Annotated in this window: 23 protein-coding genes and 1 tRNA gene; 7 read left to right on the top strand and 17 right to left on the bottom strand. The window is 46.2% G+C overall.

The window, feature by feature from the left end; translation table 11 throughout:
• Window positions 1-16: 16 nt before the first annotated feature.
• The 7 genes from B6A14_RS07750 to cysS all read right to left on the bottom strand — a co-directional run bounded on the left by B6A14_RS07750 (window position 17) and on the right by cysS (window position 6,586).
• Window positions 17-592, bottom strand: a complete 576-nt coding sequence (locus B6A14_RS07750) for a phasin family protein (protein ID WP_087909906.1) — start codon at window positions 590-592, stop codon at window positions 17-19.
• Between the two features lie 171 nt (window positions 593-763).
• Window positions 764-858: transfer RNA gene (locus B6A14_RS07745), tRNA-Ser, on the bottom strand.
• 76 nt (window positions 859-934) lie between these two features.
• Window positions 935-2,185 (bottom strand): aspartate kinase, encoded by a 1,251-nt coding sequence (locus B6A14_RS07740; RefSeq protein ID WP_087909905.1) that lies wholly within the window; start codon window positions 2,183-2,185, stop codon window positions 935-937.
• Between the two features lie 84 nt (window positions 2,186-2,269).
• Complete coding sequence (gene tilS, locus B6A14_RS07735; protein ID WP_087909904.1) at window positions 2,270-3,565, bottom strand: tRNA lysidine(34) synthetase TilS; 1,296 nt, start codon at window positions 3,563-3,565, stop codon at window positions 2,270-2,272.
• Window positions 3,531-4,502, bottom strand: coding sequence for an acetyl-CoA carboxylase carboxyltransferase subunit alpha (locus B6A14_RS07730; protein WP_087909903.1), 972 nt, complete (start codon window positions 4,500-4,502; stop codon window positions 3,531-3,533). Before B6A14_RS07730 ends, tilS begins: the two co-directional genes overlap by 35 nt.
• A gap of 9 nt (window positions 4,503-4,511) precedes the next feature.
• Window positions 4,512-5,183, bottom strand: coding sequence for a DNA-3-methyladenine glycosylase family protein (locus B6A14_RS07725; protein WP_087909902.1), 672 nt, complete (start codon window positions 5,181-5,183; stop codon window positions 4,512-4,514).
• The gene (gene cysS, locus B6A14_RS07720; protein WP_087909901.1) at window positions 5,168-6,586 is read right to left on the bottom strand and encodes a cysteine--tRNA ligase; all 1,419 of its coding nucleotides are present in this window, start codon (window positions 6,584-6,586) and stop codon (window positions 5,168-5,170) included. Before cysS ends, B6A14_RS07725 begins: the two co-directional genes overlap by 16 nt.
• Window positions 6,587-6,646: 60 nt before the next feature.
• On the opposite strand from cysS, the gene B6A14_RS07715 reads away from it, so the two are divergent.
• The 3 genes from B6A14_RS07715 to B6A14_RS07705 are packed head-to-tail and all read left to right on the top strand — an operon-like array spanning window position 6,647 to window position 8,823.
• Window positions 6,647-7,480 carry a tetratricopeptide repeat protein gene (locus tag B6A14_RS07715; protein WP_129560416.1) on the top strand — a complete coding sequence of 278 codons (834 nt, stop codon included), beginning with the start codon at window positions 6,647-6,649 and terminating at the stop codon, window positions 7,478-7,480.
• A 54-nt stretch (window positions 7,481-7,534) separates the two neighbouring features.
• On the top strand, window positions 7,535-8,038 hold the full coding sequence (locus B6A14_RS07710) for a peptidylprolyl isomerase (RefSeq protein WP_087909900.1): 504 nt from the start codon (window positions 7,535-7,537) through the stop codon (window positions 8,036-8,038).
• Complete coding sequence (locus B6A14_RS07705) at window positions 8,035-8,823, top strand: UDP-2,3-diacylglucosamine diphosphatase (RefSeq protein WP_087909899.1); 789 nt, start codon at window positions 8,035-8,037, stop codon at window positions 8,821-8,823. Before B6A14_RS07710 ends, B6A14_RS07705 begins: the two co-directional genes overlap by 4 nt.
• A 20-nt stretch (window positions 8,824-8,843) precedes the next feature.
• Here the strand turns inward: B6A14_RS07705 and B6A14_RS07700 are convergent, their stop codons facing one another.
• The gene (locus tag B6A14_RS07700) at window positions 8,844-9,632 is read right to left on the bottom strand and encodes an inositol monophosphatase family protein (protein WP_087909898.1); all 789 of its coding nucleotides are present in this window, start codon (window positions 9,630-9,632) and stop codon (window positions 8,844-8,846) included.
• A gap of 129 nt (window positions 9,633-9,761) precedes the next feature.
• On the opposite strand from B6A14_RS07700, the gene B6A14_RS07695 reads away from it, so the two are divergent.
• Entirely contained in the window at window positions 9,762-10,511 is a 750-nt protein-coding gene (locus B6A14_RS07695; RefSeq protein WP_087909897.1) for an RNA methyltransferase, read from the top strand.
• A gap of 23 nt (window positions 10,512-10,534) precedes the next feature.
• A complete protein-coding gene (gene cysE / locus B6A14_RS07690; RefSeq protein WP_087909896.1) occupies window positions 10,535-11,293 on the top strand; it encodes a serine O-acetyltransferase in 759 nt (252 codons plus the stop codon).
• Window positions 11,294-11,305: 12 nt separating this feature from the next.
• Here the strand turns inward: cysE and B6A14_RS07685 are convergent, their stop codons facing one another.
• The gene (locus tag B6A14_RS07685; RefSeq protein ID WP_087909895.1) at window positions 11,306-11,914 is read right to left on the bottom strand and encodes an FKBP-type peptidyl-prolyl cis-trans isomerase; all 609 of its coding nucleotides are present in this window, start codon (window positions 11,912-11,914) and stop codon (window positions 11,306-11,308) included.
• Between the two features lie 53 nt (window positions 11,915-11,967).
• Between B6A14_RS07685 and B6A14_RS07680 the strand changes: the two genes are divergently transcribed.
• Entirely contained in the window at window positions 11,968-13,200 is a 1,233-nt protein-coding gene (locus B6A14_RS07680) for a cupin domain-containing protein (RefSeq protein WP_087909894.1), read from the top strand.
• A gap of 109 nt (window positions 13,201-13,309) precedes the next feature.
• Window positions 13,310-13,498 (top strand): hypothetical protein, encoded by a 189-nt coding sequence (locus B6A14_RS07675; RefSeq protein ID WP_087909893.1) that lies wholly within the window; start codon window positions 13,310-13,312, stop codon window positions 13,496-13,498.
• Between the two features lie 58 nt (window positions 13,499-13,556).
• Here the strand turns inward: B6A14_RS07675 and bamC are convergent, their stop codons facing one another.
• The 8 genes from bamC to odhB form a co-directional block, all read right to left on the bottom strand.
• Window positions 13,557-14,702: an outer membrane protein assembly factor BamC gene (gene bamC, locus B6A14_RS07670; RefSeq protein ID WP_087909892.1), complete on the bottom strand. Its 1,146-nt coding sequence runs from the start codon at window positions 14,700-14,702 to the stop codon at window positions 13,557-13,559.
• Entirely contained in the window at window positions 14,699-15,571 is an 873-nt protein-coding gene (gene dapA / locus B6A14_RS07665) for a 4-hydroxy-tetrahydrodipicolinate synthase (RefSeq protein WP_087910320.1), read from the bottom strand. Before dapA ends, bamC begins: the two co-directional genes overlap by 4 nt.
• 76 nt (window positions 15,572-15,647) lie before the next feature.
• Complete coding sequence (locus tag B6A14_RS07660) at window positions 15,648-16,235, bottom strand: class I SAM-dependent methyltransferase (protein ID WP_330831791.1); 588 nt, start codon at window positions 16,233-16,235, stop codon at window positions 15,648-15,650.
• Window positions 16,222-17,424, bottom strand: a complete 1,203-nt coding sequence (locus B6A14_RS07655; protein ID WP_087909891.1) for a tryptophan--tRNA ligase — start codon at window positions 17,422-17,424, stop codon at window positions 16,222-16,224. The genes B6A14_RS07660 and B6A14_RS07655 overlap by 14 nt, the downstream gene beginning before the upstream one ends.
• 29 nt (window positions 17,425-17,453) lie before the next feature.
• The gene (locus B6A14_RS07650; protein ID WP_087909890.1) at window positions 17,454-18,305 is read right to left on the bottom strand and encodes a 3',5'-nucleoside bisphosphate phosphatase; all 852 of its coding nucleotides are present in this window, start codon (window positions 18,303-18,305) and stop codon (window positions 17,454-17,456) included.
• A 9-nt stretch (window positions 18,306-18,314) separates the two neighbouring features.
• On the bottom strand, window positions 18,315-19,418 hold the full coding sequence (gene zapE, locus B6A14_RS07645) for a cell division protein ZapE (RefSeq protein WP_087909889.1): 1,104 nt from the start codon (window positions 19,416-19,418) through the stop codon (window positions 18,315-18,317).
• Complete coding sequence (gene lpdA, locus B6A14_RS07640; RefSeq protein WP_087909888.1) at window positions 19,419-20,855, bottom strand: dihydrolipoyl dehydrogenase; 1,437 nt, start codon at window positions 20,853-20,855, stop codon at window positions 19,419-19,421. It abuts the gene before it with no gap.
• Between the two features lie 12 nt (window positions 20,856-20,867).
• A complete protein-coding gene (gene odhB / locus B6A14_RS07635; RefSeq protein WP_087909887.1) occupies window positions 20,868-22,055 on the bottom strand; it encodes a 2-oxoglutarate dehydrogenase complex dihydrolipoyllysine-residue succinyltransferase in 1,188 nt (395 codons plus the stop codon).
• Between the last annotated feature and the right edge of the window lie 4 nt (window positions 22,056-22,059).

Below are 22,059 nucleotides of genomic sequence, written 5' to 3'. Positions count from 1 at the left end.
AGCAGTTAAAACTGAATTAAGCAGCTAATTTAGCAGCAGATTTCTTTGAAGGTTTTGCAGCATATTGGCCTTGAATGTTTGCCAATGCAGCGTCAACACTCTTCTCAAAGTTTGCGAAAGCATCAGTAGCTGTAGCGCGAGCTTGGTCAAACTGTTGGAGTGAAGCATCAAATGCTGTTTGGAAAGCAGATACAAAAGCTTCAGCGCCAGCAGGTGCTGTTTTAGTAGCTTCTTTAACGAACTTTACTAAATCAGCGCGTGCATCATCGATTGAAGCATCAACTACTTGAGCAACTTCTTTATTGCCATTGCGAACAACTTGGTTCACTTTAGCTTGGTAAGCAGCAGCGTACTTAGCAGCTTCTTGAGCAGCTTCTGGCTGAGCCAACTTAGCCAATTGCTGTGGATCTTTGATAGCTAACAATTGTGAGCTTGTATCTTGTGCAGCAGCCAATGCATCTTTAGCAGCAGCTTGGTTGATTTCCGCTAATTCTTGAGCACTTTCAACAGCTACTTGAGCCAAATGTTTAGCATTTTCAACAGCTTTAGCTTGAGCTTGGGCGATCTGATCATTTAATTGAGTTTGGAACATGACTTCTCCTAGTTTGGTTAGTTTATTTGTTGCGATGCACCATTGTATACATATAAATGCTGTGCTGCAACATTTAGTTGCAAAATTACCAATAGTTAAGATTAATGAAGAAGTTATAGGCAACAAAAAACCCAGTAACTCATTGAATTGACTGGGTTTATTTGAAAATACTGGCGGAGACGAGAGGATTCGAACCTCCGATCAGAGTTTTAGCCCCGATGCTCCCTTAGCAGGGGAGTGCCTTCGACCAGCTCGGCCACGTCTCCGTATTTCTAACTCTTTACAACGACCCACAGTTTAACGGATAACCGCTTCAGAGGGGGTTTACTGCTCTTTTGCTGATTACTTCTGATCTAGCTCAAATGCCTTATGAAGGGCTCTTACGGCTAGCTCCATATACTTCTCATCAATCACTACAGAGATCTTGATCTCACTAGTAGAAATCATCAAGATATTGATACCCTCCTCTGACAAGGTGCGGAACATCTTGCTGGCAATGCCAACGTGCGAACGCATACCTACTCCCACTACTGAAACTTTAGAAACCTTAGGATCGCCTGAGATCTCTTTCGCTTCGATGTGTGCTTGTACTGTGTTCTTCAATAGGTCTAATGCTTTTTGATAATCAGCACGTGGAACAGTAAATGTGAAATCAGTCTTACCATCCACTGATTGATTCTGAATAATCATGTCAACGTCAATATTGGCATCAGCAATTGGACCCAATATTTGATATGCAATACCTGGGCGATCAGGAACTCCCAAAACGGTAATCTTCGCTTCATCACGCGCAAAGGCGATGCCGGAAATAACTGCGGCTTCCATAGTGCTGTCCTCTTCAAATGTAATCAAGGTACCCGACTTCATTTCGATGTCTAAAGGTATCAATGGGTCTGTCAAGGAAGACAGAACCCGGGTTTTAACTTTGTATTTACCGGCAAACTCGACTGAACGAATCTGTAAGACCTTTGAACCCAAGCTAGCCATTTCTAGCATCTCTTCAAAAGTAATCTTGTCTAGTCGACGCGCATCTTCACAAACCCGTGGGTCAGTGGTGTAAACGCCATCAACATCGGTATAGATCAAGCACTCATCTGCTTTTAGTGCCGCAGCCATGGCAACTGCGGAAGTATCTGAACCGCCACGACCTAAGGTGGTGATGTTGCCATCGGGATCAACGCCCTGAAAACCAGTAACCACCACTGCTTTACCGGCGTTCAAATCACTCAGAATTTTTTTGTCGTCAATACTCTTAATGCGCGCTTTAGTAAAAGCAGAATCGGTATGAACCGTTACCTGCCAGCCGGCATAACTCACCGCATCAACACCTTCACGCATCAATGCCAAGGCTAACAATCCAGAACTAACTTGTTCACCTGTAGAGGCAATCTGATCTAACTCACGTGGATTGGCATCAGGATTAATTTCTTTTGCAAGACCGAGCAGGCGATTAGTTTCACCGGACATGGCCGAAGGCACTACAACCACTTGGTGGCCAGCGCGCATCCATTTAGCAACGCGTTTAGCAACATTCGCAATACGCTCTGTTGAGCCCATTGAGGTGCCACCATATTTATGAACGATAAGAGCCATAAAAACCGTCTATTTCAATATCTATAACAGGAAATGAATTTCCTGAGGATCAAAAAGGCCTTATTTTACAGGGTTTTGTACCGGCTAAGCCTTCTGTTGCCACTCGGGTCGCACCCGAGGCCCGGTGTGAACCAAATGCGGATAGCTCAGGCCCACCCCTGCAACAGCGATCAAATCGCCATTGATATATAGCAGAGGTGCCTGACGTTGCCATGGAGGAACATCGCCCTCCTGAAAGAGATTTTTGAGGGTCTTGCGGGGCGTATTGGCTTTGATTTGGATCTTTTCTGATCCAGACCTCTCTTTTAGCGTAACCAGCCCATTTTTCTGGGCATCTTTAATCCATTGGCTTGCAAACCCAGGGGCTTTACTAGCACTAGGGATGGTTTTAAAAACCCACTCTCCAGCCTTTACTTCCTCAACTTGCAAAACGCCACGCCAGAGACGAATCATGCTTTCATCATGAGCCCACTCTAGCTGTGCGCCAGCTTTTACCAACTGAAGATCACGCCACCAAGCAGCAAGACGTTCTTGCGATGGCATCGTCAGTCCATTTACCCTTAACCAATACCGCAATACATTATTAGCTGCAGGTAAATCTTTTTGTGCCAGCTCAAGTAATGGCTGATGCCCAATTCCATTTGTCAAAAGAATATGTTTCCCATCCTGGATAGCCAAACGATCGAGTAAACCCTGCGCCTCACCAAGCAAGCCTGCGCTTCGTGCCAGGTTAGCAATTGCTTCAGGCTGAATTTTTTCTAATGCAGGAATGATTGTTTTACGAATTGCATTACGACGATATTGAGAATCTTGATTACTAGGATCTTCAATCCATTTGAGTTTGTGTTCTTTTGCGTAAGCTTCTAGCTCTTTTCTGCTTTGTCCTAATAAAGGACGCCAGAGGATGATCTTGCCCCCTTGAGCATTCAGCTCACGACTAGCTGGCATCCCAGCTAGGCCAGCAACACCGGCGCCGCGCAGGAGCTGCAAGAGTGTTGTTTCTGCCTGATCATTTTGATGATGCGCGAGAAGCAAGTCTTCAATGCCATATTCAGTACAGAGATCTGCGAGGGCCTCATAACGTTCTGCTCTTGCCCTAGCTTCAACATTGCCCTGCTCTTCACCCGCTAAATGCAGGAGTCGAAAATCAAAGTGCACTTGATATTTTTTAGCAAGCTTCTCACAAAAGATCAACCAGTCATCGGCCTGTTTTTGCAAACCATGATGAATATGAAACACATAAACTGCAGAAGATTTGTTTTTAGATTGCGCTTTGCAAACTGTATCGAGTAGCACAACCGAATCGAGGCCACCACTTAAGGCAACCGCAATTCGTTTGCCAAGCTTAGGACTTGGCTGTGATTTCCTTGAACTTGCCATAACTCATTAGACGTTCATGACGACGCTCAAGAAGTGAATCCACCTTCATGCCATCAAAAGTCTTGATTGACTCACTGAGGGACTTACGCATATTGGCCATCATAGTGTCATAGTCGCGATGAGCACCGCCTACTGGCTCAGCCACAATCTTGTCAATCAAACCCAGCGCCTTTAAACGCTGTGCGGTTAAGCCCAGTTGTTCTGCGGCCTCTGGAGCCTTATCAGCCGTCTTCCACAGAATCGAGGCACAACCCTCTGGCGAGATCACCGAGTAGGTAGAGTTTTGCAGCATTAGCACCACGTCACCCATGGCAATTGCTAAAGCACCACCTGAACCACCTTCACCAATAATGGTCGCAATAATAGGTACCTCTAATTCCGCTTGCACATATAAGTTACGGCCAATCGCTTCTGATTGATTGCGCTCCTCAGCATCAATACCTGGAAATGCTCCAGGCGTATCCACAAAAGTAAAAACAGGAATGCCAAACTTTTCCGCAAGGCGCATCAGGCGCATGGCTTTGCGATAACCCTCAGGACGACTCATGCCGAAGTTACGAAGAGCGCGCTCTTTAGTATCACGCCCTTTTTGGTGACCAATCACCATACACGGTTGATTATCAAAACGCGCTAGGCCACCGATGATGGATTGGTCATCAGCAAAGGTTCGATCACCATGCAGTTCGTGAAAGTCAGTAAAGAGTGCACTGACATAATCCAAGGTGTAAGGACGCTGAGGATGACGAGCAACTTGTGACACCTGCCAAGGTGTTAAGTTGGCATAGACATCTTTAGTGAGTTGCTGACTTTTTTCAGAAAGCGTTTTGATCTCATCGGAAATATCTACCGATGATTCATCTTGTACAAAACGCAGCTCTTCGATCTTTGTTTCTAATTCGGCGATTTGCTGCTCGAAATCCAGGAAAGTCGTTTTCATAGTCTGATTTTAATATTCAACCGGGATAGGGTCGATACTTCTCCACATATACCAAGTGGCAACCGTACGCCACGGGGCCCAGTTCGCCGCCACCTCCCTCGCCTCATGGCGGCTAACAGGCTCGCCACTGAAGTAATTGAGGGAAATAGCCTTTATTAGGCCAACATCGTCTAAAGGCAGGATATTAGGGCGGATCATATTAAAAATCAGGAACATTTCAGCCGTCCAGCGCCCAATTCCCCGAATAGCGCTCAATTCCTGAATAACGCTCTCATCATCCATATCTTTCCATTGATTGGCGTGCAGGCGCCCAGAATTAAAGTGATCAGCCAAATCTCGGATGTATTCCACCTTTCGACCCGATAAACCAGCAGCTCGTAATTCTTCTACGGTAAGGGCCAAAATATTTTTGGGGTTCATTTTTTTCTTGCTAGCAATTACTACCCTATCCCAAATCGTCTGAGCAGCAGCGACAGAAATTTGCTGTCCAACGATTGCTCTGGCTAATGTTGTAAAGGCATCGCCACGAGTCACCAAAAAACCAGAGCCATATTTTGGAATGATTTTTTTGAGAATACGATCCTGCTTCATCAGCTCGCGACAAGCTTGCTCCCAATACTCTGGGGCAATTTCTTGCAAGATAGATTTTTCTTTTACCGCAGTCACTAAGCTCTTCGCCATTCTGTGGTGCCGCCCGGCTTATCTTCTAACACTACACCTTGATCTAATAGTGTCTTGCGAATGAAGTCTGACTTAGCAAAATCTTTCGCTTGCTTAGCAGCCAAACGTTCGGAAATTTGTTCCTCAATTTGAGCCACACTTAAACCGCTCTCTTGTTTTGATCCTGCTTGTAAGAATTCGGTTGGGTCACGTTGCAAGAAATTGAGCGAAGCAGCAAGGGACTTTAAGGTGCTAGCTAGCGCCTGTTTCTCAGCATCCTGGGCACGATTGACCTCGCTTGCAAGATCAAAAAGCACTGCAATGGCTTCTGGGGTGTTGAAGTCATCATTCATGGCCTCTGCAAAGCGTTTAGCCCAAGGGTTATGTGCATCCAAAGAGTTGCTTTTAGCTGGGGCTTGAGCCAAGGCCGTGTAAAGCCTTACCAAGCCAGCGCGGGCCTCTTCCAGCTGTGCATCGCTGTAATTGATTGGGCTTCGGTAATGCGCCTTGAGCATGAAGAAACGCAGCACTTCAGGATCAAAACTTTTCAGTACGTCACGAATTAAAAAGAAGTTGCCTAAGGATTTAGACATCTTCTCTTCATTGACACGAATATGGCCGTTATGCATCCAATAATTGACAAATGGGGCATCGTTGTCTTTACGGTCCTTACCATACAAAGCGCCTTCACTCTGGGCAATCTCATTCTCATGATGAGGGAACTGCAAGTCAGCACCACCACCATGAATATCAAAATGTTCGCCCAATAAGTCACAAGACATTGCTGAGCACTCGATGTGCCAACCTGGTCGACCCTCGCCCCAGGGTGAGGCCCAGCGGGTATCTAAAGGCTCCTCAGGCTTAGCGCTCTTCCAGAGCACAAAATCTAACGGGTCCCGTTTGCCGCCAACAATTGCAACGCGTTCACCCGCATTGAGCTCATCTAATGACTTGCCAGAAAGCTGGCCATATCTTGGAAGTAAACGCACAGCAAAATTAACATCGCCACCATCTGCTTGATAGGCCAATTCATTTTCAATGAGCTTACCAATCATGCCCTGCATCTGAGCAATGTAATCCGTTGCTCGCGGTTCTTGATCGGGATGCATTAAACCCAGCTCATCAGAGTCAGCATGCATCGCATCAATAAAGCGATTGGTGAGCGCAGAAATGGGTTCGCCATTTTCAATGGCGCGGTTAATGATCTTGTCATCAATATCGGTGATATTACGGACATAAAGAACTTCATAACCGCTGGCCCGCAGCCAACGGACAACCATGTCAAACACAATCATGACCCTAGCGTGGCCAATGTGACAGAAGTCATAAACCGTCATACCGCAGACATACATCTTCACCTGACCCGGTACGATGGGCCTAAATACCTCTTTAGAGCGGCTAAGGGTGTTATAGATTTGCAGCATATGGCTATAAAGGTGGGGCAAGGAGCGCCAATTTGTTAGACTGAGCGCTGAGTATATCGAATGAGCCAGTTTTATACCCCTTCCCCTATGCCTGTAACCATCCCAGCATCACAGCTAACCCCTATCAAGATCCTTGCTGCAATATTGGCGGCAGCATTCATTACGGGGTGCAGCACTCCCGCCCAACAGCGTGCGGATACGGAAATTCAGGTGGCAAATGCCCAGGAAATGAAATCCAGCGCTGGAACACCTCAAGGCTATTCAGGGGGTTACAGCCCAAATGACCCTCCGCGACTATCTGCTGATGTTGCTTATGACCCACTCAATTCAGGACTCTCCGAGACAGTGGCGCTACCTTTGTTGTCTTTCTTGATTATTGAGCCAGACCCCGTTACCAAAAATGCAGTGCCTTCCGATGTTGAAAAACTCGTGAAAGCCCGTAAATTTGAAGATGCCATTGATTTAATTAATGCTCAACTCAAAAAGACACCTCGTAATGTGCAATTGCGTTTTGTAAAGGCCCGGGTACAAATTGAGATGCGTCAATTTAATCAAGCCAAAAAAACCTTGATTGAAATTACCCAGCAATTTCCAGAGTTGCCAGAACCTTACAACAACCTAGCGGCAATTTCTGCTAACGAGGGCAACTGGATCGAAGCGAGAGATTATTTAGAACTCGCTCTCAAGCTACGTCCTAGCTACGCGATTGCCTCGGCCAATTTAGGTGAAATTTATATCCGCCTTGGCGCACAGGCCTATGAGAATGCAGCAAAAAATACGCAACTCAATCAAGGCCAATACACCAGGCGCTCTAAGGCTCTATTGGATATCTTGAAGCCCTCACCAAAGCTGCCAACTGAATCGAATAGCCAACCCACCCGTAGAAGCAACTAATACTCCTCAATCCAATACTCCATCCACTAACCTTCCAGAAAGTAGATCCAAATAATGACTAAAGTACTGTTAAAAACAAATCAGGGTGATATCACTCTCAGCCTTGATTCTGAAAAAGCGCCTAAGAGCGTTGCGAACTTTTTGCAATACGTCAAGAGCGGTCACTATGATGGCACTATCTTCCATCGCGTGATTAATAACTTCATGATTCAAGGTGGCGGCATGACTGCCGGCATGAAACAAAAGCCTACTGGCGCAGAAATTGAGAACGAAGCCAATAATGGTCTCAAGAACGATCGCTACACCGTAGCTATGGCTCGTACTAGCGACCCACACTCAGCTACTGCGCAATTTTTTATCAACGTAAATGACAATGATTTTTTAAATCACACTGCACCCAATGCCCAGGGTTGGGGCTATGCTGTTTTTGGTAAGGTTATCGATGGCATGGATATTGTTGACACTATTCGCAAAGTAAAGACTGGCAATTCTGGCTTTCACCAAGATGTACCAAGTGAAGATGTCGTCATTGAGAAGGCAACCGTTCTCGAGGAATGATCCCGCAATATTCGAGCGCACTGCTCATCTCGGATATACACCTGACGCCGTCAATGCCCTTGACGGCGCAACGCTTTTTTGACTTCTGTGAAAAAGATGCACCCAAGGTACAGGCTGTTTTCATTCTTGGCGATCTATTTGAATACTGGGTCGGAGATGATGCGGCCTCGAACTCTCCATTTCAGCAAGAGGTGCTTCACGCCCTGGCCAATCTTTCTACAAAAACCAAAACCTACTATATTCACGGCAATCGTGATTTCTTAATAGGTTCTGCCTTTTTGAAAAAAACTGGTATGGCCTTATTAGCAGACCCTTCTTGCGTTGAAATCGCTGATAAAAAATATGTTCTGTGTCATGGCGATGCCTTATGTACAGCAGATGTTGGCTATCAAATATTCCGAGGCATAGTGAGGAAACCCTGGATACAAAAGTTATTTCTAAATATGCCACTTCACTGGCGGCGCTCTATTGCCAATCATCTTCGCAGCAATAGTCATACTCAATATCAAGTTGAGGCAAACAAGTCACCCTTAAATAATCAGATGAGAACCAATGTCACATTGGAGGCTTGTGCTGCATTGGTACGAGGTCAATCCGTAGATCAGTTAATTCATGGTCACACACACTTGCCTGCGCACCACAAGGAGCAATTAGGCGAGCAAACTTGGCAACGTTGGGTTCTGTCAGATTGGGACTTAGATCATCCCGAAAGGACTACGCCCAGGGCCAGCGCTCTATCAATCGACAGTCAGGGTGTGCGCTACCTAGATCTGATTAAAGCGTAATCAGATCACTCAATCAGTACTTAGGTCTTGGAGTATTTGGATAAGCACTGAACCATCTGCGCAAAGATTCTGGGATTAGCAGCCATTACTTCGCCGCTTTTCAGAAAACCTTCTTCGCCACGATAGTTACCTACCAAACCACCGGATTCAGTAATTAATAAAGCACCTGCTGCCATATCCCAAGGCTTGAGATCGCTTTCAAAGAAGCCATCGTAACGCCCTGCAGCAACATAGGCCAGATCCAAAGATGCTGCACCAGGACGACGTAAGCCAGCACACTGACGCGACATCTCTGCAAAGATTTTTAAATATTTTTCCAGGTCTTGGTCTTCGCGATATGGAAAACCAGTGCCGATCAAAGAGCTCGCTAAGCGATCTTGAGTTGCAACACGCAAACGACGGCGATCTAAATATGCGCCTGCTCCACGAGTAGCGGTAAATAACTCATCGCGAGTGGGATCGTAAACTACTGCTTGTTGGGTCACGCCATTTACAGCCAATGCAATTGACACTGCATATTGCGGAAAGCCATGAATAAAGTTGGTTGTGCCATCTAATGGATCAATGATCCATACGTTCTCTGCATCGATATTGTGTTCACCAGTTTCTTCAGCCAAGAATCCATGGGTTGGATAGGCCTCACTGAGCGTTTCAATGATTGCCGCTTCTGCGGCTTTGTCCACCTCGGTTACGAAATCATTGTGCTGTTTACGATCAACCTGTAAACGCTCTAAATTAAGAGACGCTCGATTGATAACAGTTCCAGCACGACGGGCGGCCTTTACGGCCACATTTAACATGGGATGCATAAGTATTGATGGACAAATTAAATAAGAACGAGCCTGTAATATTGCCCAAACTGCATGACAATACGAAGCTAATACCCTGATTCTAAACGATTAGCGCTTTGAGCACCCCTAGAAACCCATTAGCCACTCATGAATCCCGATAAATTCCAATCAATCCGCTGGGTTTTAGTCGAAACCAGTCATCCTGGAAATGTAGGCTCGGCAGCTCGGGCCTTAAAAACGATGGGCTTTAGCGACCTGCGTCTTATCAACCCCAAAATCAAAGATATTGCCAAACATTCTGAAGCGATTGCCTTGGCAAGTGGCGCCCTCAACATCCTTGAATCCTCTGAGGAATCAAGCTCTTTATCCACAGCCGTTCGGGGATGCCCTCTTGTACTTGGCCTCACCAGCCGAGATCGCGAATTCGGTCCTCCAGCGCTCGATTGGGAGTCGGCTCGCACCCTGATTCAAGAAACCGTTATGAATCACGGGGAAGTTGCACTAGTCTTCGGGCCCGAGAGAACTGGTCTAGATAACGAACACCTCGCCTTATGTACCCATAGGGTTTGGCTAGAGGCCAATCCAGACTACCCATCTCTGAATTTAGCCCAAGCCCTAATGGTCTGCGCCTATACGCTTAGAGAGCGCTTGAGTGAGGCTGAGGACCTAGCAATGCTGGCAAATCGAGAAGAATTAGCTGAATTAGCCGATCCAGCTGCAGTTGCAGCGATGCTCGATCATTGGCGCGAAGGGCTCGAGGCAATTGGTTATCTAGACCCCAGCAACCCCAAAAAGCTCATGCCCCGGTTACAAGCATTATTTGCGCGAAGTAGACTGCACAAAGAAGAAATTGATCTCTTACGTGGCATCGCCAAACAGATGCTCCTGAGAAAATAAGCACATCCCGTTAAAATCAATCTATGTTTAATTCACTATTCGACCAAGTCGACTCCATTATTGCCAGGGACCCTGCTGCAAGAAATCGCCTTGAGGTCATTACTTGCTACCAAGGTCTGCATGCGGTTTTCTTCCACCGCATCTCTCATTTTTTATGGAATATTGGTCTCAAGTGGATTGCACGCGTCTTATCAATGATTTCACGGTTTATTACCGGTATTGAAATCCACCCGGGTGCAAAGATTGGCCGTCGAGTATTTCTGGATCACGGCCTTGGCATAGTTATTGGTGAGACTACCGAAATCGGCGATGATTGCACGATCTATCAAGGCGTGACCTTGGGCGGCACTTCCCTTTACAAAGGCGTTAAGCGTCATCCAACTCTGGGCAAGGGTGTGGTTGTGAGTGCAGGCGCAAAAGTACTTGGTGGCTTTACCGTCGGTGATGGTGCACGCGTTGGATCAAATGCGGTTGTTTTAAAAGAAATTCCAGCAGGCGCCACTGCTGTCGGAATACCTGCGCGTATTTTGCATCCAGATCTTCCGCAAAGTCCGGATAGCAAAACAAAAGAATATTTCTCTGCTTATGGCGTTACGCCAAATGTGGATGATCCAGTCTCAATGGCACTCAAGGGATTAATTGATGCAACCATTGAACAGGAAGCCAAAATTGCCGCACTAGAAAAGGCATTAGCCAAGTTAAGCAATACGCCTACAGATGCCTCCGGTACAAGTGATACCAAGCGCGATCTTGATGCCATTAAAGAATGGCTTAAAGAGTAATTCGGGGTTTATTTAATGCAGTGTGCGTGGGTTTGGAGTGCTTGAGCCCAATGCAGATCCCGGAAACTCATCCTCATCGGCATCATCTGCATCGTCGTTTGGCATACCAAAAGTAAAACCCTCACCGCCCTCTGGAAGACGATTTTGGATTTCATTTTCGGTGGCCGCACGGACATCTTCAACTTGTACCCAAAAACGCAATGCCATACCTGCTAAGGGATGGTTGCCATCAAGCACCACTTGATTGTCTGCAACATCAGTAACGGTATAAATTAGCGGCTCATCATCTACATCTGATTCTTCTGCAGAGTCTGATTCTTCATCTGCATCCGGTATGCCCTCAAATTGCATGCCCACTTCGAGTGGCTCTGGGAAACGGGTGCGCGGTTCAATTTTCAAAAGTTCTGGGTCATACTCACCAAAAGCCTCATTAGGCTCAAGCTGAATAGTAGCCTCATACCCAATTTCTTGACCATCCAAAAGCGTTTCTATTTTCGGAAAAGTCCCCTCATACCCACCGTGCAGGTATACCATCGGAGAATCTGGTTCTTCAATGACATTATTTTGCGCATCGGTTAACTTATAGCGTAGGGATACGATAGTATTTTTTTCAATCTTCATGCGAAATCTGTCAAACATTCGTTTTTAATGAGTTTTTACCAAGCTTTTACTTTATGACTTCATTTTACTTGAGCAACCCCTATCAGCCCCCTCAGGCACCTCAAAACCTACCTCTCAATGAGCCCTGGGCATTATTTGGAGGCATTAGCCCTGATTTGTTCATGAAGCAGTATTGGCATAAAAAACCTTTATTAGTCCGCGGAGCGATACCTGCATTTGCCTTAGCCGCTCAAAGTGATGAGAGTCTTGATAGCCCTATTTCAGGGGATGAACTAGTCAAGTTTGCTTGCCAAGACAATGTTGAATCTCGCCTCGTAAAAGCGGGTCCGTGGAGCCTCAGCTCTGGTCCATTTGCGAAAAAATCCATCCCCTCATTCGACAAATCTCATTGGACGCTTCTGCTTCAGGGAATGGAAGCCCATCATCCTGCGGCCGCAAAAATTCTCTCCTGGTTTCGCTTTATCCCAGACGCACGTCTCGACGATTTAATGATTAGCATTGCTGGAGTTGGTGGTGGTGTCGGACCCCATTTTGACTCTTACGACGTTTTTTTGATTCAGATGTCCGGTAGAAGGCAGTGGCAAATATCAAAACAAAAAGATTTAAGCCTGAACCCCAATCTACCACTCAAAATTTTGCAGCGCTTTAAAGCTGAGCATGAGTGGGTCCTAGAGCCAGGTGACATGCTTTATTTACCACCTCATATTGCCCACGATGGTGTTGCACTCGACACAGGTTGTCAAACTTGGTCTGTTGGCTTTCGCTCTCCCAGCTTTAAAGAATTACTACAAGAGGGGCTATGGCGTATTGCTGAGTCTCTAGAAAATATTCCTGAGCTTGAGCAGAAATTTACCGATCCAATGCAAAGGGCAACTGCTAGTGCAGAGCAACTTCCAGAAGAACTGATTAAGCAAATTGAAGTAAAACTTCGTCAACTGAAGCTGGATCAAGTGGAGCATTTTTTGCCCGGCATTACTGCCTACTTATCAGAACCAAAACAGCAGGCCTATTTTGATGGTCCAAGCAAGCCACTAAGCGTCGGTCAGTTCTCCAAAAATCTTGGCTTGAAGAAGCTCATCCCTCACGCTCAAACTCGCATTCTGAGTCTTGGTAATGAGGTGTTTTGTAACGGTGAGAATATGAACCAAGGTCAGACCAAAGACATTACTAAAGCCTGGCAATCTCTATCGGCCGAAAAAGTACTTTCACCCAGAAAAATCCAAGGGGTGGCAAGGTCTAGCCTCTATGAGGCCTATATTGCTGGATGGCTTATTTTTGAGAGTTAGAAGCAAGGATGGATATAATTAGTACTGGAAATCCCCTAAGGGCAATCCCTAGGATTTTTCAGCACAATTACCGGTAATTGTTGTTACATTTTTTAAGAGGAAATTACAAATGAAGAAGTCACTCGTATTCGCTGCAATGTTAGCTATCGCCTTGGCCGCATGCGGTAAAAAAGAAGAAGCAAAACCTGCTGAAGCTCCTGCTGCTGCTCCAGCCGCTCCTGCTGCTGAAGCTCCTGCTGCTGCACCTGCTGCTCCAGCCGCTCCTGCTGCTGCTCCTGCTGCTGACGCCAAGAAGTAATCTTCTTCTTGAAGAAAAAAAGCCGCTTCAGAGCGGCTTTTTTATTAACTTGAATTACTTATTTACTCAATTGATCTGTCAGCAAAGTTAATAGCTGAACCCCAGCCTGGCTATTCTCTGGTTTTCCATCAGCATCTTGCACATAAACATTTGCTGAATTCTCGCCAGTGCTCTTCACGATCACCTGATATTTTTTGGCCTGTAATTTCGAATCATCTTTACTACTAAAGAGATTGGAGAAGAATCCTTTGGTATCTCCTACGTCCTTAGCATTTACATAGCGCACATAGTAAATACCGCCAGAGCGATTACGATCTTCAACCGTAAAGTTAGAGCGATCCAAGGCTAGGCCCACATCACGCCAAGAGCGATCAAAACCCGTGCTCAACTCAATATAAGCTTGCTTATTAGCTTCTTGCATTAACTTAGCTTTAGGATTTTTCGGACCCAAAGGCACTGCAACCATCGCTTTAGCCTGCTCTTGAGTCATACCAAGACGCTCCATGAGGCGGGCTAAAAATACTGCTTCTAACTCCGGATCATTGGGACGGCTAGTCCATACCGTAGAGTTACAGGCTCCACCGTCTGTAATACACTTTTCCAGAGCCCCTTTTTGCGTAATGTAAATCTCAGTTTCATTTGGCTTGGGAGCCTCAAGACGAGTTTTGTATTTATCACGCTCACCAGTGTCATAAAGAGTATCCAGGAAACCGCCGATTGTTGAGCGTAGCCAATCCTGAGGAATCTTGCTGCGGTTTTCTGCCCAATCGGTTTCCATAATGCCGGTAGATGGTGAATCAACAACCAATAAGAAGCCATTTTCCTGCCAAAAATCCTTAACCTGCGGATATAGCTCTGTGGCTGGTTTATCAACCACTAGCCAGCGACGCTCCCCATCTCGGGCTATACGCATACCAGGGATACCAGTCATGACGTTGCTGCGCATCTGCACAGATTTCTTCATCGCTGCGTTATATTCCGACATCGTTGCAGTGCCGTCTTGAACAATGTAACGACGATCGGCCTGAGCAGTAATTAAATCCGGTGGATAAGATAAGTTAGGACCCCTTACTGCCCCTGTGCTCTTGTAATCCACGGTATCGTTGCTAGTAACCGATTTACAAGCTGTCAAGACAATAGCAGCCATGATCATCAGGCCAAGAGTTGCCGTGCACCGGCGAAGTAGTTGCATCACACTCATCATATCAAGTCAGCCTGTTTTAATGCTGCCTTCAAAGGCTCACGTAAGGACGCGCTCAAAGGGGTTAACGGCAAGCGAATGCCTGCCGTGATCATACCCATTTCATGCAGAGCCCATTTCACTGGAATTGGGTTTGCCTCTGTGAACATTGCTTTATGAACTGCCAACAATTTGTATTGAATCTCGCGGGTCTTTTTTACATCATCAGACATTGCCGCAACACATAGCTCATGCATTAAGCGAGGCGCCACATTAGCTGTTACTGAAATATTGCCTTTACCACCCATCAGCATCAACATTGCAGCCGTTAAGTCATCGCCTGAAAATACTGAGAAATCACTATGGCCTGCACGCTTTAAATCAGCGAGCAACAAAGTGCCTCGCTCTAAGCTACCGGTGGCATCTTTAATCGCAATAATTCCCGGTACACCAGCCAAACGGACAACAGTATCGCCAGCTAAATCCGCTACCGTGCGGCCTGGAACGTTATATAAAATTACTGGCAGGTCAACAGACTCTGCAATTTTTTTAAAGTGAGCATACATGCCCTCTTGAGTTGGCTTGTTGTAATAAGGAACTACTTGCAAGCTAGCATCAGCCCCAACTTTTTTAGCAAACTCGGTCAACTCAATGGCTTCGATTGTGGAGTTGCCGCCAGTACCTGCAATCACAGGAATGCGGCCAGCAATATGCTCTACGGTAACGCGAATCAATTCACAATGCTCTTCTACGGAGACAGTTGGAGATTCTCCGCTCGTGCCAACAATCACAATGCCATCAGAACCTTCGGCAACATGCCAATCTAATAAAGAGCGCAAGCTGTCGTAATCCAGGCTACCATCTTCATACATTGGCGTAACAATAGCCGGCATGCTACCGGAAATGGTTTTTTTACTGCCTTTGGATTGAACTGTATTTGTCACCGAATATGCACCGATATTGACTGTCTTAACCTTGAAATTGTAACGGAATGTGCTCTTTTAACGCGCCTTTTACAGCACAAAGGCGCTGAACCATGGCTGGTTTGGGGTCATCCACATAAATATCCTCATAAGCAAGGACTTTGAGCCCATGACGAGCAGCAAAAGCCAATAATTCCCCTGAATTTAAGAGGAAATTAGGGTTAGATGGTTTGCCGAACTGCTCATTACCTTGGGCAAAAGTTTCATAGATCAAGATTCCACCATCTTCTAAAAGTTCTGGCAAAGAATCCATATGGGGACGGTATAGGTAATTAGTCACCACAATGCCATGAAAACTAGCTCCACGAAGGGGCCAAACATCTTGCTCAAGATTTAGGCATTTTGGGGTGATAGAGGAGGACTGAATAGCCTCGATTGCGCTGACATCTTGATCAACTGCTAATACTGAGTAAGCTAAATTGGCCAATAGCATCGAATGGCGGCCAGAACCACAAGCAAGATCAAGAACAACTCCACCCTGAGGAATAAGTGGCGCAAAGCGCACCACCCATGGGGATGGCTTCGCAATCGCATCATGCGCATTAGGCAAACCAAAAGCCTTAATCGTAGTCAAGGCCCATTGCTTCACGGACCTCACGCATTGTTTCTTGCGCAACCTTACGGGCCTTATCACAGCCATCCGCAATGATTGAGCGCAACAAGCTTGGGTCATCTAAATATTTTTGAGCGCGCTCAAACATCGGTTGCTGCTCAGCCAGAATTGCATCAATTACCGGTTGTTTACACTCAAGACAACCAATACCGGCAGACTTGCAGCCTTTGTCGACCCATTGCTTAGTTTCTTCATTGGAGTACACGGTATGCAATTGCCATACCGGGCATCGTGCCGGATCGCCAGCATCAGTCCTGCGAACCCTGGCAGGATCCGTTGGCATTGTACGAATCTTCTTGATGACTTCTTCAGGCTGTTCGCGAATACTGATGGTGTTGCCATAAGACTTAGACATCTTTTGCCCATCTATACCAGGCATCCGTGATGCAGCAGTGAGCAATGCTTGTGGTTCAGGAAGGATGATTTTGCGTGAGCCCTCCAAGAAACCAAACAATCTCTCGCGATCGGCCATCGACAAGCTTTGTGCCTCTTGGAGCAAAGCTTTTGCTTGTTCTAGCGCTTCATCGTCGCCACGCTCCTGAAATGCCACACGTAATTCGGTATACATTTTGGCGCGCTTGCTTCCCAGTTTCTTTACTGCCTCTAAAGCTTTTTCTTCAAAGCCTGGTTCGCGACCATATAAATAATTAAAGCGACGCGCAACTTCACGAGTCATCTCCACATGAGGAACTTGATCCTCCCCAACTGGCACAAATTGCGCACGATAAATCAAAATATCGGCAGCTTGTAACAGTGGATAACCTAGGAAGCCATAGGTTTGAAGATCTTTTTCTTTTAACTTTTCAATCTGGTCCTTATAGGTCGGAACCCGCTCAAGCCAGCCCAATGGAGTTCCCATCGACAATAACAAGAACAGTTCTGCATGCTCAGGCACTTTGCTCTGAATAAATAAGGTTGCTTGGTTTGGATCTACACCCGCAGCCAACCAGTCAATCACCATATCCCAAACTGACTGCTCAATCACATCTGGAGTGTCATAGTGAGTGGTTAAGGCATGCCAATCAGCAGCAAAGAAAAAACATGGATACTCAGATTGCAAGCGTACCCAATTCTTGAGCACACCATGATAGTGGCCAAGATGCAAATTACCCGTAGGTCGCATACCAGAGAGAACGCGTTCAGCAAACATCTTTATTCTTTATCTTTGTTGTTAATGAATTAATGAAAGACAGACCACACTGGCGTGAGGTGATCTGGTAAATGCGGCAAATTACCTAAGTCAATGTGACTCTCATTTGGATCATGAAAATCCGATCCACGTGAAGCTAAGAAACCATATTGTTGCGCAATCTTCCCAAAAGTTTGGTATTGGTCTGGGCTATGGCTTCCAGTAATCACTTCAATGGCTAAGCCACCAATATCTTTGAAATGTTTATACAGCTCGTCCATCTGCATAGCGTTAAGCCGGCTATAACGTCCTGGGTGCGCAATGACGGCTACGCCGCCGGCCGCCTTAATCCAAGCAACCGCATCATCTAATGTTGCCCACATATGAGGAACATAGCCTGGCTTATCTTCAACCAAGTAGTTTTTGAATACATGCTCTGTATCGCGGCAAACACCCTGCTCTACCAAGAAACGTGCAAAGTGAGTTCGCGAGATCAGCTGATGATTACCGGCGTATAGCAAAGCACCCTCATATGCACCCGGAATCCCAACTTTAGCCAATTGCTCTGCCATCAATTGAGCACGATTACCTCGACCTTCGCGTGTTCGACGTAAGCCCTCAAGAATACCGAGATGTTCAGCATCAATACCGAGCCCAACGATGTGAATGGTTTGCCCCATCCAAGTCACTGAAATTTCTACACCAGCAAGGTAATCAATATTTAAAGCGCTAGCCGCATCACGAGCACGTTGCTGACCACCTAATTCATCATGATCCGTTAGCGCCCATAAATTCACCCCATTTGCTTTAGCGCGCTCTGCAAGCACTTCAGGCGTTAGAGTGCCGTCAGAAACTACTGAATGGCAATGTAAATCGGCGTTAATGGAGGAAAGGCTACTCATGACCCTATTTTAGGTCAAGCTGGTATCAATTACCCGGCGCGGTGCATCCAGGTAGTCACGGGACTGCATTTCAATGAGGCGCGATACGGTTCTAGAGAATTCAGCGGTAATTTGGCCCTCGGTATACAAATCTGGCGCTGGAACCTCAGCTGAGATGATCAGCTTGATTTTATGGTCATATAAAACATCAATTAACCAGATAAAGCGCCGCGCCTCATTAGTCATTCTGGGAGGCATATAGGGGACTCCAGAGAGAATCACTGTATGAAACTGATTGGCAATCTCTAGATAGTCGTTTTGGGAGCGTGGTCCGCAGCACAAAGTCTGAAAATCAAACCAGACCACACCATTGGCCATATGCAAAGGACGGAGTTCGCGAGATTCAATATGTAAAACCGGCATATCTGCCTCTTTTTGATTACCAATGAGCGTCTGAAACATTTGCCCAAGTTTGGCTTGTGTTTCTGCGCTGGCAGGCGTGAGATATGCCTCGACTTGAGCCATCTGCACACGACGGTAGTCATTACCTGCATCAACATTCAAGATATCCAACTTTTCTTCCAATAATTTAATTGCCGGAATTAATCGATCGCGATGTAAACCATTGGGATAAAGTTGATCTGGCCGATAGTTTGATGTCATCACAAATTGCACACGATCCTCAAATAGCGCACTGAGTAGGCGATACAAGATCATCGCGTCAGCAATGTCATTAATATGAAACTCATCAAAGCAAATCAAGCGATAGCGATTGGAGATTCTTTTGGCCAGCTCATTCAAGGGGTCAGATAATCCAGAGAGCTCATGCAACTCGCGATGCACTTCACGCATGAACTCATGAAAATGAATACGAATCTTTTTCTCTAAAGGCGAGGCTGCATAAAAGCAGTCCATGATGAAAGATTTACCTCGACCAACTCCACCCCATAAATAAAGGCCTTGCGGTAAGTCAGGCTTAAAGATCGCTTTTTTGAAATTATTACTGCGAATCTCTTTATAGGAAATCCACTCGTCTTCGCACTGCTGAAGACGCTCCACAGCGCGGAGCTGCGCGGGATCGCTTTGATACCCGCGCGCTTTTAACTCTTGCTGGTAAAACTCAATGGTTTTCAATTACATATTTAATGCACGTTGGTCCGTCGCCAATGCTGCTTCGCGCATCACTTCTGACAAGCTTGGATGCGGATGACAGATACGTGCAATATCTTCAGCTGCTGCTTTGAATTCCATTGCTACAGCTGCTTCAGCAATTAAATCAGAAGCATTTGGCCCAATGATGTGAACACCCAGGATTTCATCAGTCTTGGCATCAGCCAATATTTTGACAAAACCATCCGCGCGACCCATACCTAAGGCACGGCCATTAGCCCCAAATGGGAATTGACCAGCCTTGTATGCAATACCAGCCTCTTTCAAGGCTTGCTCAGTCTTACCAACCCAAGCAATTTCAGGATCGGTATAGATCACCCAAGGAATACAGTTGTAATCAATATGCGGCTTTTGACCGGCAATCACTTCAGCGGCGAGAACACCCTCATCCTCTGCTTTATGAGCCAACATTGGGCCACGCACTACATCACCCACAGCGTACACGCCTGGTGCTGCTGTCGCGCAAGTATGGTCATCAATTGGAATGAAGCCACGCTCATCTACCTTCAGGCCAATCTTATCTAAACCTAATTTATCGGTGTTTGGAACGCGGCCAACAGACACAATCAAACGATCACATTCTAATTTAGCTGCTTTACCGGCGCTATCGGTGTAATTAACTACAACACCCTTCTTATCAGCTTTTACTTCGCCGATCTTCACACCCATGTTGATGTTGAGACCTTGTTTCACAAAAAGCTTTTGCGCTTCTTTAGCAATACTGACATCGCAAGCAGCTAGGAAAGATGGTAATGCCTCAAGCACAGTTACTTCAGAGCCAAGGCGGCGCCATACTGAGCCAAGCTCTAAACCAATGACGCCAGCACCGATCACGCCTAGCTTCTTGGGCACTGAATCAAACTTTAATGCGCCTTCGTTATCGCAAACCAAGACATTATCAACTGGTAAGCCTGGCAAATGACGTGCTTTAGAGCCAGTTGCAATAATGACGTTCTTTGCACTCACAGTGGATTTATCTTTGCCATCAATCTTCACTTGATAGCCATCAGCACCCTTACCTTCGAAAGATGCATGACCTTTTAGCAAGGTAATTTTGTTCTTGCGGAAAAGGTACTGGATGCCACCGGTCATCTTGGTAACGATGTCATCTTTACGGGCAACCATCTTCTTGGAATCAATGCTGACCGAGCCAACTTTGATGCCATGATCAGCAGCATGATGAGCAATCTTCTCAAACTCCTCGGAAGAGGCTAACAAGGCTTTAGAAGGAATACAGCCAACGTTTAAGCAAGTACCGCCTAAGCGTGGCTCACCTTTAGGATCGTCGTAGCTATGTGATTCTGCGCAAGCGACTTTGAAGCCGAGTTGCGCTGCACGAATTGCGGCGATGTAGCCACCAGGGCCACCACCAATGACGAGTACATCAAAAGCTTGGCTCATGATCTTCCCTTCTTACAAATCAAGGAGAAGACGTGATGGATCTTCTAAAGCATCCTTCATCGCAACCAAGCCAAGCACGGCCTCACGACCATCAATAATGCGGTGGTCATAAGACAAGGCTAAATAGTTAATTGGACGAACTACTACTTGACCATTTTCAACCACTGCGCGGTCCTTAGTAGCATGGATACCCAAAATGGCAGATTGTGGTGGGTTGATAATTGGTGTGGAGAGCATAGAGCCAAATACACCACCGTTAGAGATGGAGAATGTGCCACCAGTCAAGTCTTCAATCGACAGCTTACCTTCGCGGGCTTTAGCGCCAAACTCAGCAATCTTTTTCTCGATATCAGCCAGATTCATTTGGTCAACATCACGCAAAATTGGAACAACCAAGCCACGTGGTGAGCTCACTGCAATACCGATATCAAAGTAGCCGTGGTAAACAATGTCGTTACCATCAACAGAAGCATTGAGTAATGGGAATTTCTTCAAAGCGTGTGTTGCAGCTTTTACAAAGAAAGACATGAAGCCTAACTTCACACCATGAACTTTTTCAAACTGATCTTTGTACTTATTACGCATTGCAATCACTGGAGCCATATTGACTTCATTGAAGGTAGTCAAAATGGCATTGTTTGCTTGTGACTCAAGCAAGCGCTCTGCAATACGCGCACGTAAGCGACTCATTGGAACGCGCTCTTCTGGGCGGTCGCCCATCGGAATCGGGGCGCTTGGAATTGCGGCAGATTTTGTACCGCCAGCTGCAGCGCTTAAGGCATCGCCCTTAGTAATACGACCATCGCGACCAGAGCCTGCAACCTGAGCAGCGCTAATGTTGTTTTCAGCCAGGATTTTGGCAGCGGAAGGAGCGGCAGCGGCACTAGCTTTAGCGGCTGGAGCGGGAGCTGCTGCTGGAGCTGCTGCTTTTGCAGGGGCTGGAGCGGCAGCAGCTACTGCAGTGCTATCAATCTTGGCAATCAATTGCTCAGCAACAACGGTACCGCCATCGGCAATCACGATTTCAGTCAGAACGCCTGCTGAAGGGGCTGGCACTTCGAGAACAACTTTGTCAGTTTCAATTTCAATCAAGATTTCGTCTTGACCGACGGCGTCACCAACCTTCTTTTTCCATTGCAATAAAGTTGCTTCAGCAACTGATTCGGAGAGTTGTGGAACTTTAACTTCAAAAATAGCCATGATT

The organism is Polynucleobacter hirudinilacicola, assembly GCF_002192535.1.
Taxonomy (GTDB): Bacteria; Pseudomonadota; Gammaproteobacteria; order Burkholderiales; family Burkholderiaceae; genus Polynucleobacter; species Polynucleobacter hirudinilacicola.
This window is presented reverse-complemented; position numbering and strand designations above follow the sequence as displayed.

Coding starts and splice junctions, on each gene's coding strand:
- B6A14_RS07750 (WP_087909906.1), bottom strand. CDS start 592: ATGTTCCAAACTCAATTAAATGATCAGATCGCCCAAGCTCAAGCTAAA.
- B6A14_RS07740 (WP_087909905.1), bottom strand. CDS start 2,185: ATGGCTCTTATCGTTCATAAATATGGTGGCACCTCAATGGGCTCAACA.
- tilS (WP_087909904.1), bottom strand. CDS start 3,565: ATGGCAAGTTCAAGGAAATCACAGCCAAGTCCTAAGCTTGGCAAACGA.
- B6A14_RS07730 (WP_087909903.1), bottom strand. CDS start 4,502: ATGAAAACGACTTTCCTGGATTTCGAGCAGCAAATCGCCGAATTAGAA.
- B6A14_RS07725 (WP_087909902.1), bottom strand. CDS start 5,183: ATGGCGAAGAGCTTAGTGACTGCGGTAAAAGAAAAATCTATCTTGCAA.
- cysS (WP_087909901.1), bottom strand. CDS start 6,586: ATGCTGCAAATCTATAACACCCTTAGCCGCTCTAAAGAGGTATTTAGG.
- B6A14_RS07715 (WP_129560416.1), top strand. CDS start 6,647: ATGAGCCAGTTTTATACCCCTTCCCCTATGCCTGTAACCATCCCAGCA.
- B6A14_RS07710 (WP_087909900.1), top strand. CDS start 7,535: ATGACTAAAGTACTGTTAAAAACAAATCAGGGTGATATCACTCTCAGC.
- B6A14_RS07705 (WP_087909899.1), top strand. CDS start 8,035: ATGATCCCGCAATATTCGAGCGCACTGCTCATCTCGGATATACACCTG.
- B6A14_RS07700 (WP_087909898.1), bottom strand. CDS start 9,632: ATGCATCCCATGTTAAATGTGGCCGTAAAGGCCGCCCGTCGTGCTGGA.
- B6A14_RS07695 (WP_087909897.1), top strand. CDS start 9,762: ATGAATCCCGATAAATTCCAATCAATCCGCTGGGTTTTAGTCGAAACC.
- cysE (WP_087909896.1), top strand. CDS start 10,535: ATGTTTAATTCACTATTCGACCAAGTCGACTCCATTATTGCCAGGGAC.
- B6A14_RS07685 (WP_087909895.1), bottom strand. CDS start 11,914: ATGAAGATTGAAAAAAATACTATCGTATCCCTACGCTATAAGTTAACC.
- B6A14_RS07680 (WP_087909894.1), top strand. CDS start 11,968: ATGACTTCATTTTACTTGAGCAACCCCTATCAGCCCCCTCAGGCACCT.
- B6A14_RS07675 (WP_087909893.1), top strand. CDS start 13,310: ATGAAGAAGTCACTCGTATTCGCTGCAATGTTAGCTATCGCCTTGGCC.
- bamC (WP_087909892.1), bottom strand. CDS start 14,702: ATGATGAGTGTGATGCAACTACTTCGCCGGTGCACGGCAACTCTTGGC.
- dapA (WP_087910320.1), bottom strand. CDS start 15,571: ATGCCGGCTATTGTTACGCCAATGTATGAAGATGGTAGCCTGGATTAC.
- B6A14_RS07655 (WP_087909891.1), bottom strand. CDS start 17,424: ATGTTTGCTGAACGCGTTCTCTCTGGTATGCGACCTACGGGTAATTTG.
- B6A14_RS07650 (WP_087909890.1), bottom strand. CDS start 18,305: ATGAGTAGCCTTTCCTCCATTAACGCCGATTTACATTGCCATTCAGTA.
- lpdA (WP_087909888.1), bottom strand. CDS start 20,855: ATGAGCCAAGCTTTTGATGTACTCGTCATTGGTGGTGGCCCTGGTGGC.
- odhB (WP_087909887.1), bottom strand. CDS start 22,055: ATGGCTATTTTTGAAGTTAAAGTTCCACAACTCTCCGAATCAGTTGCT.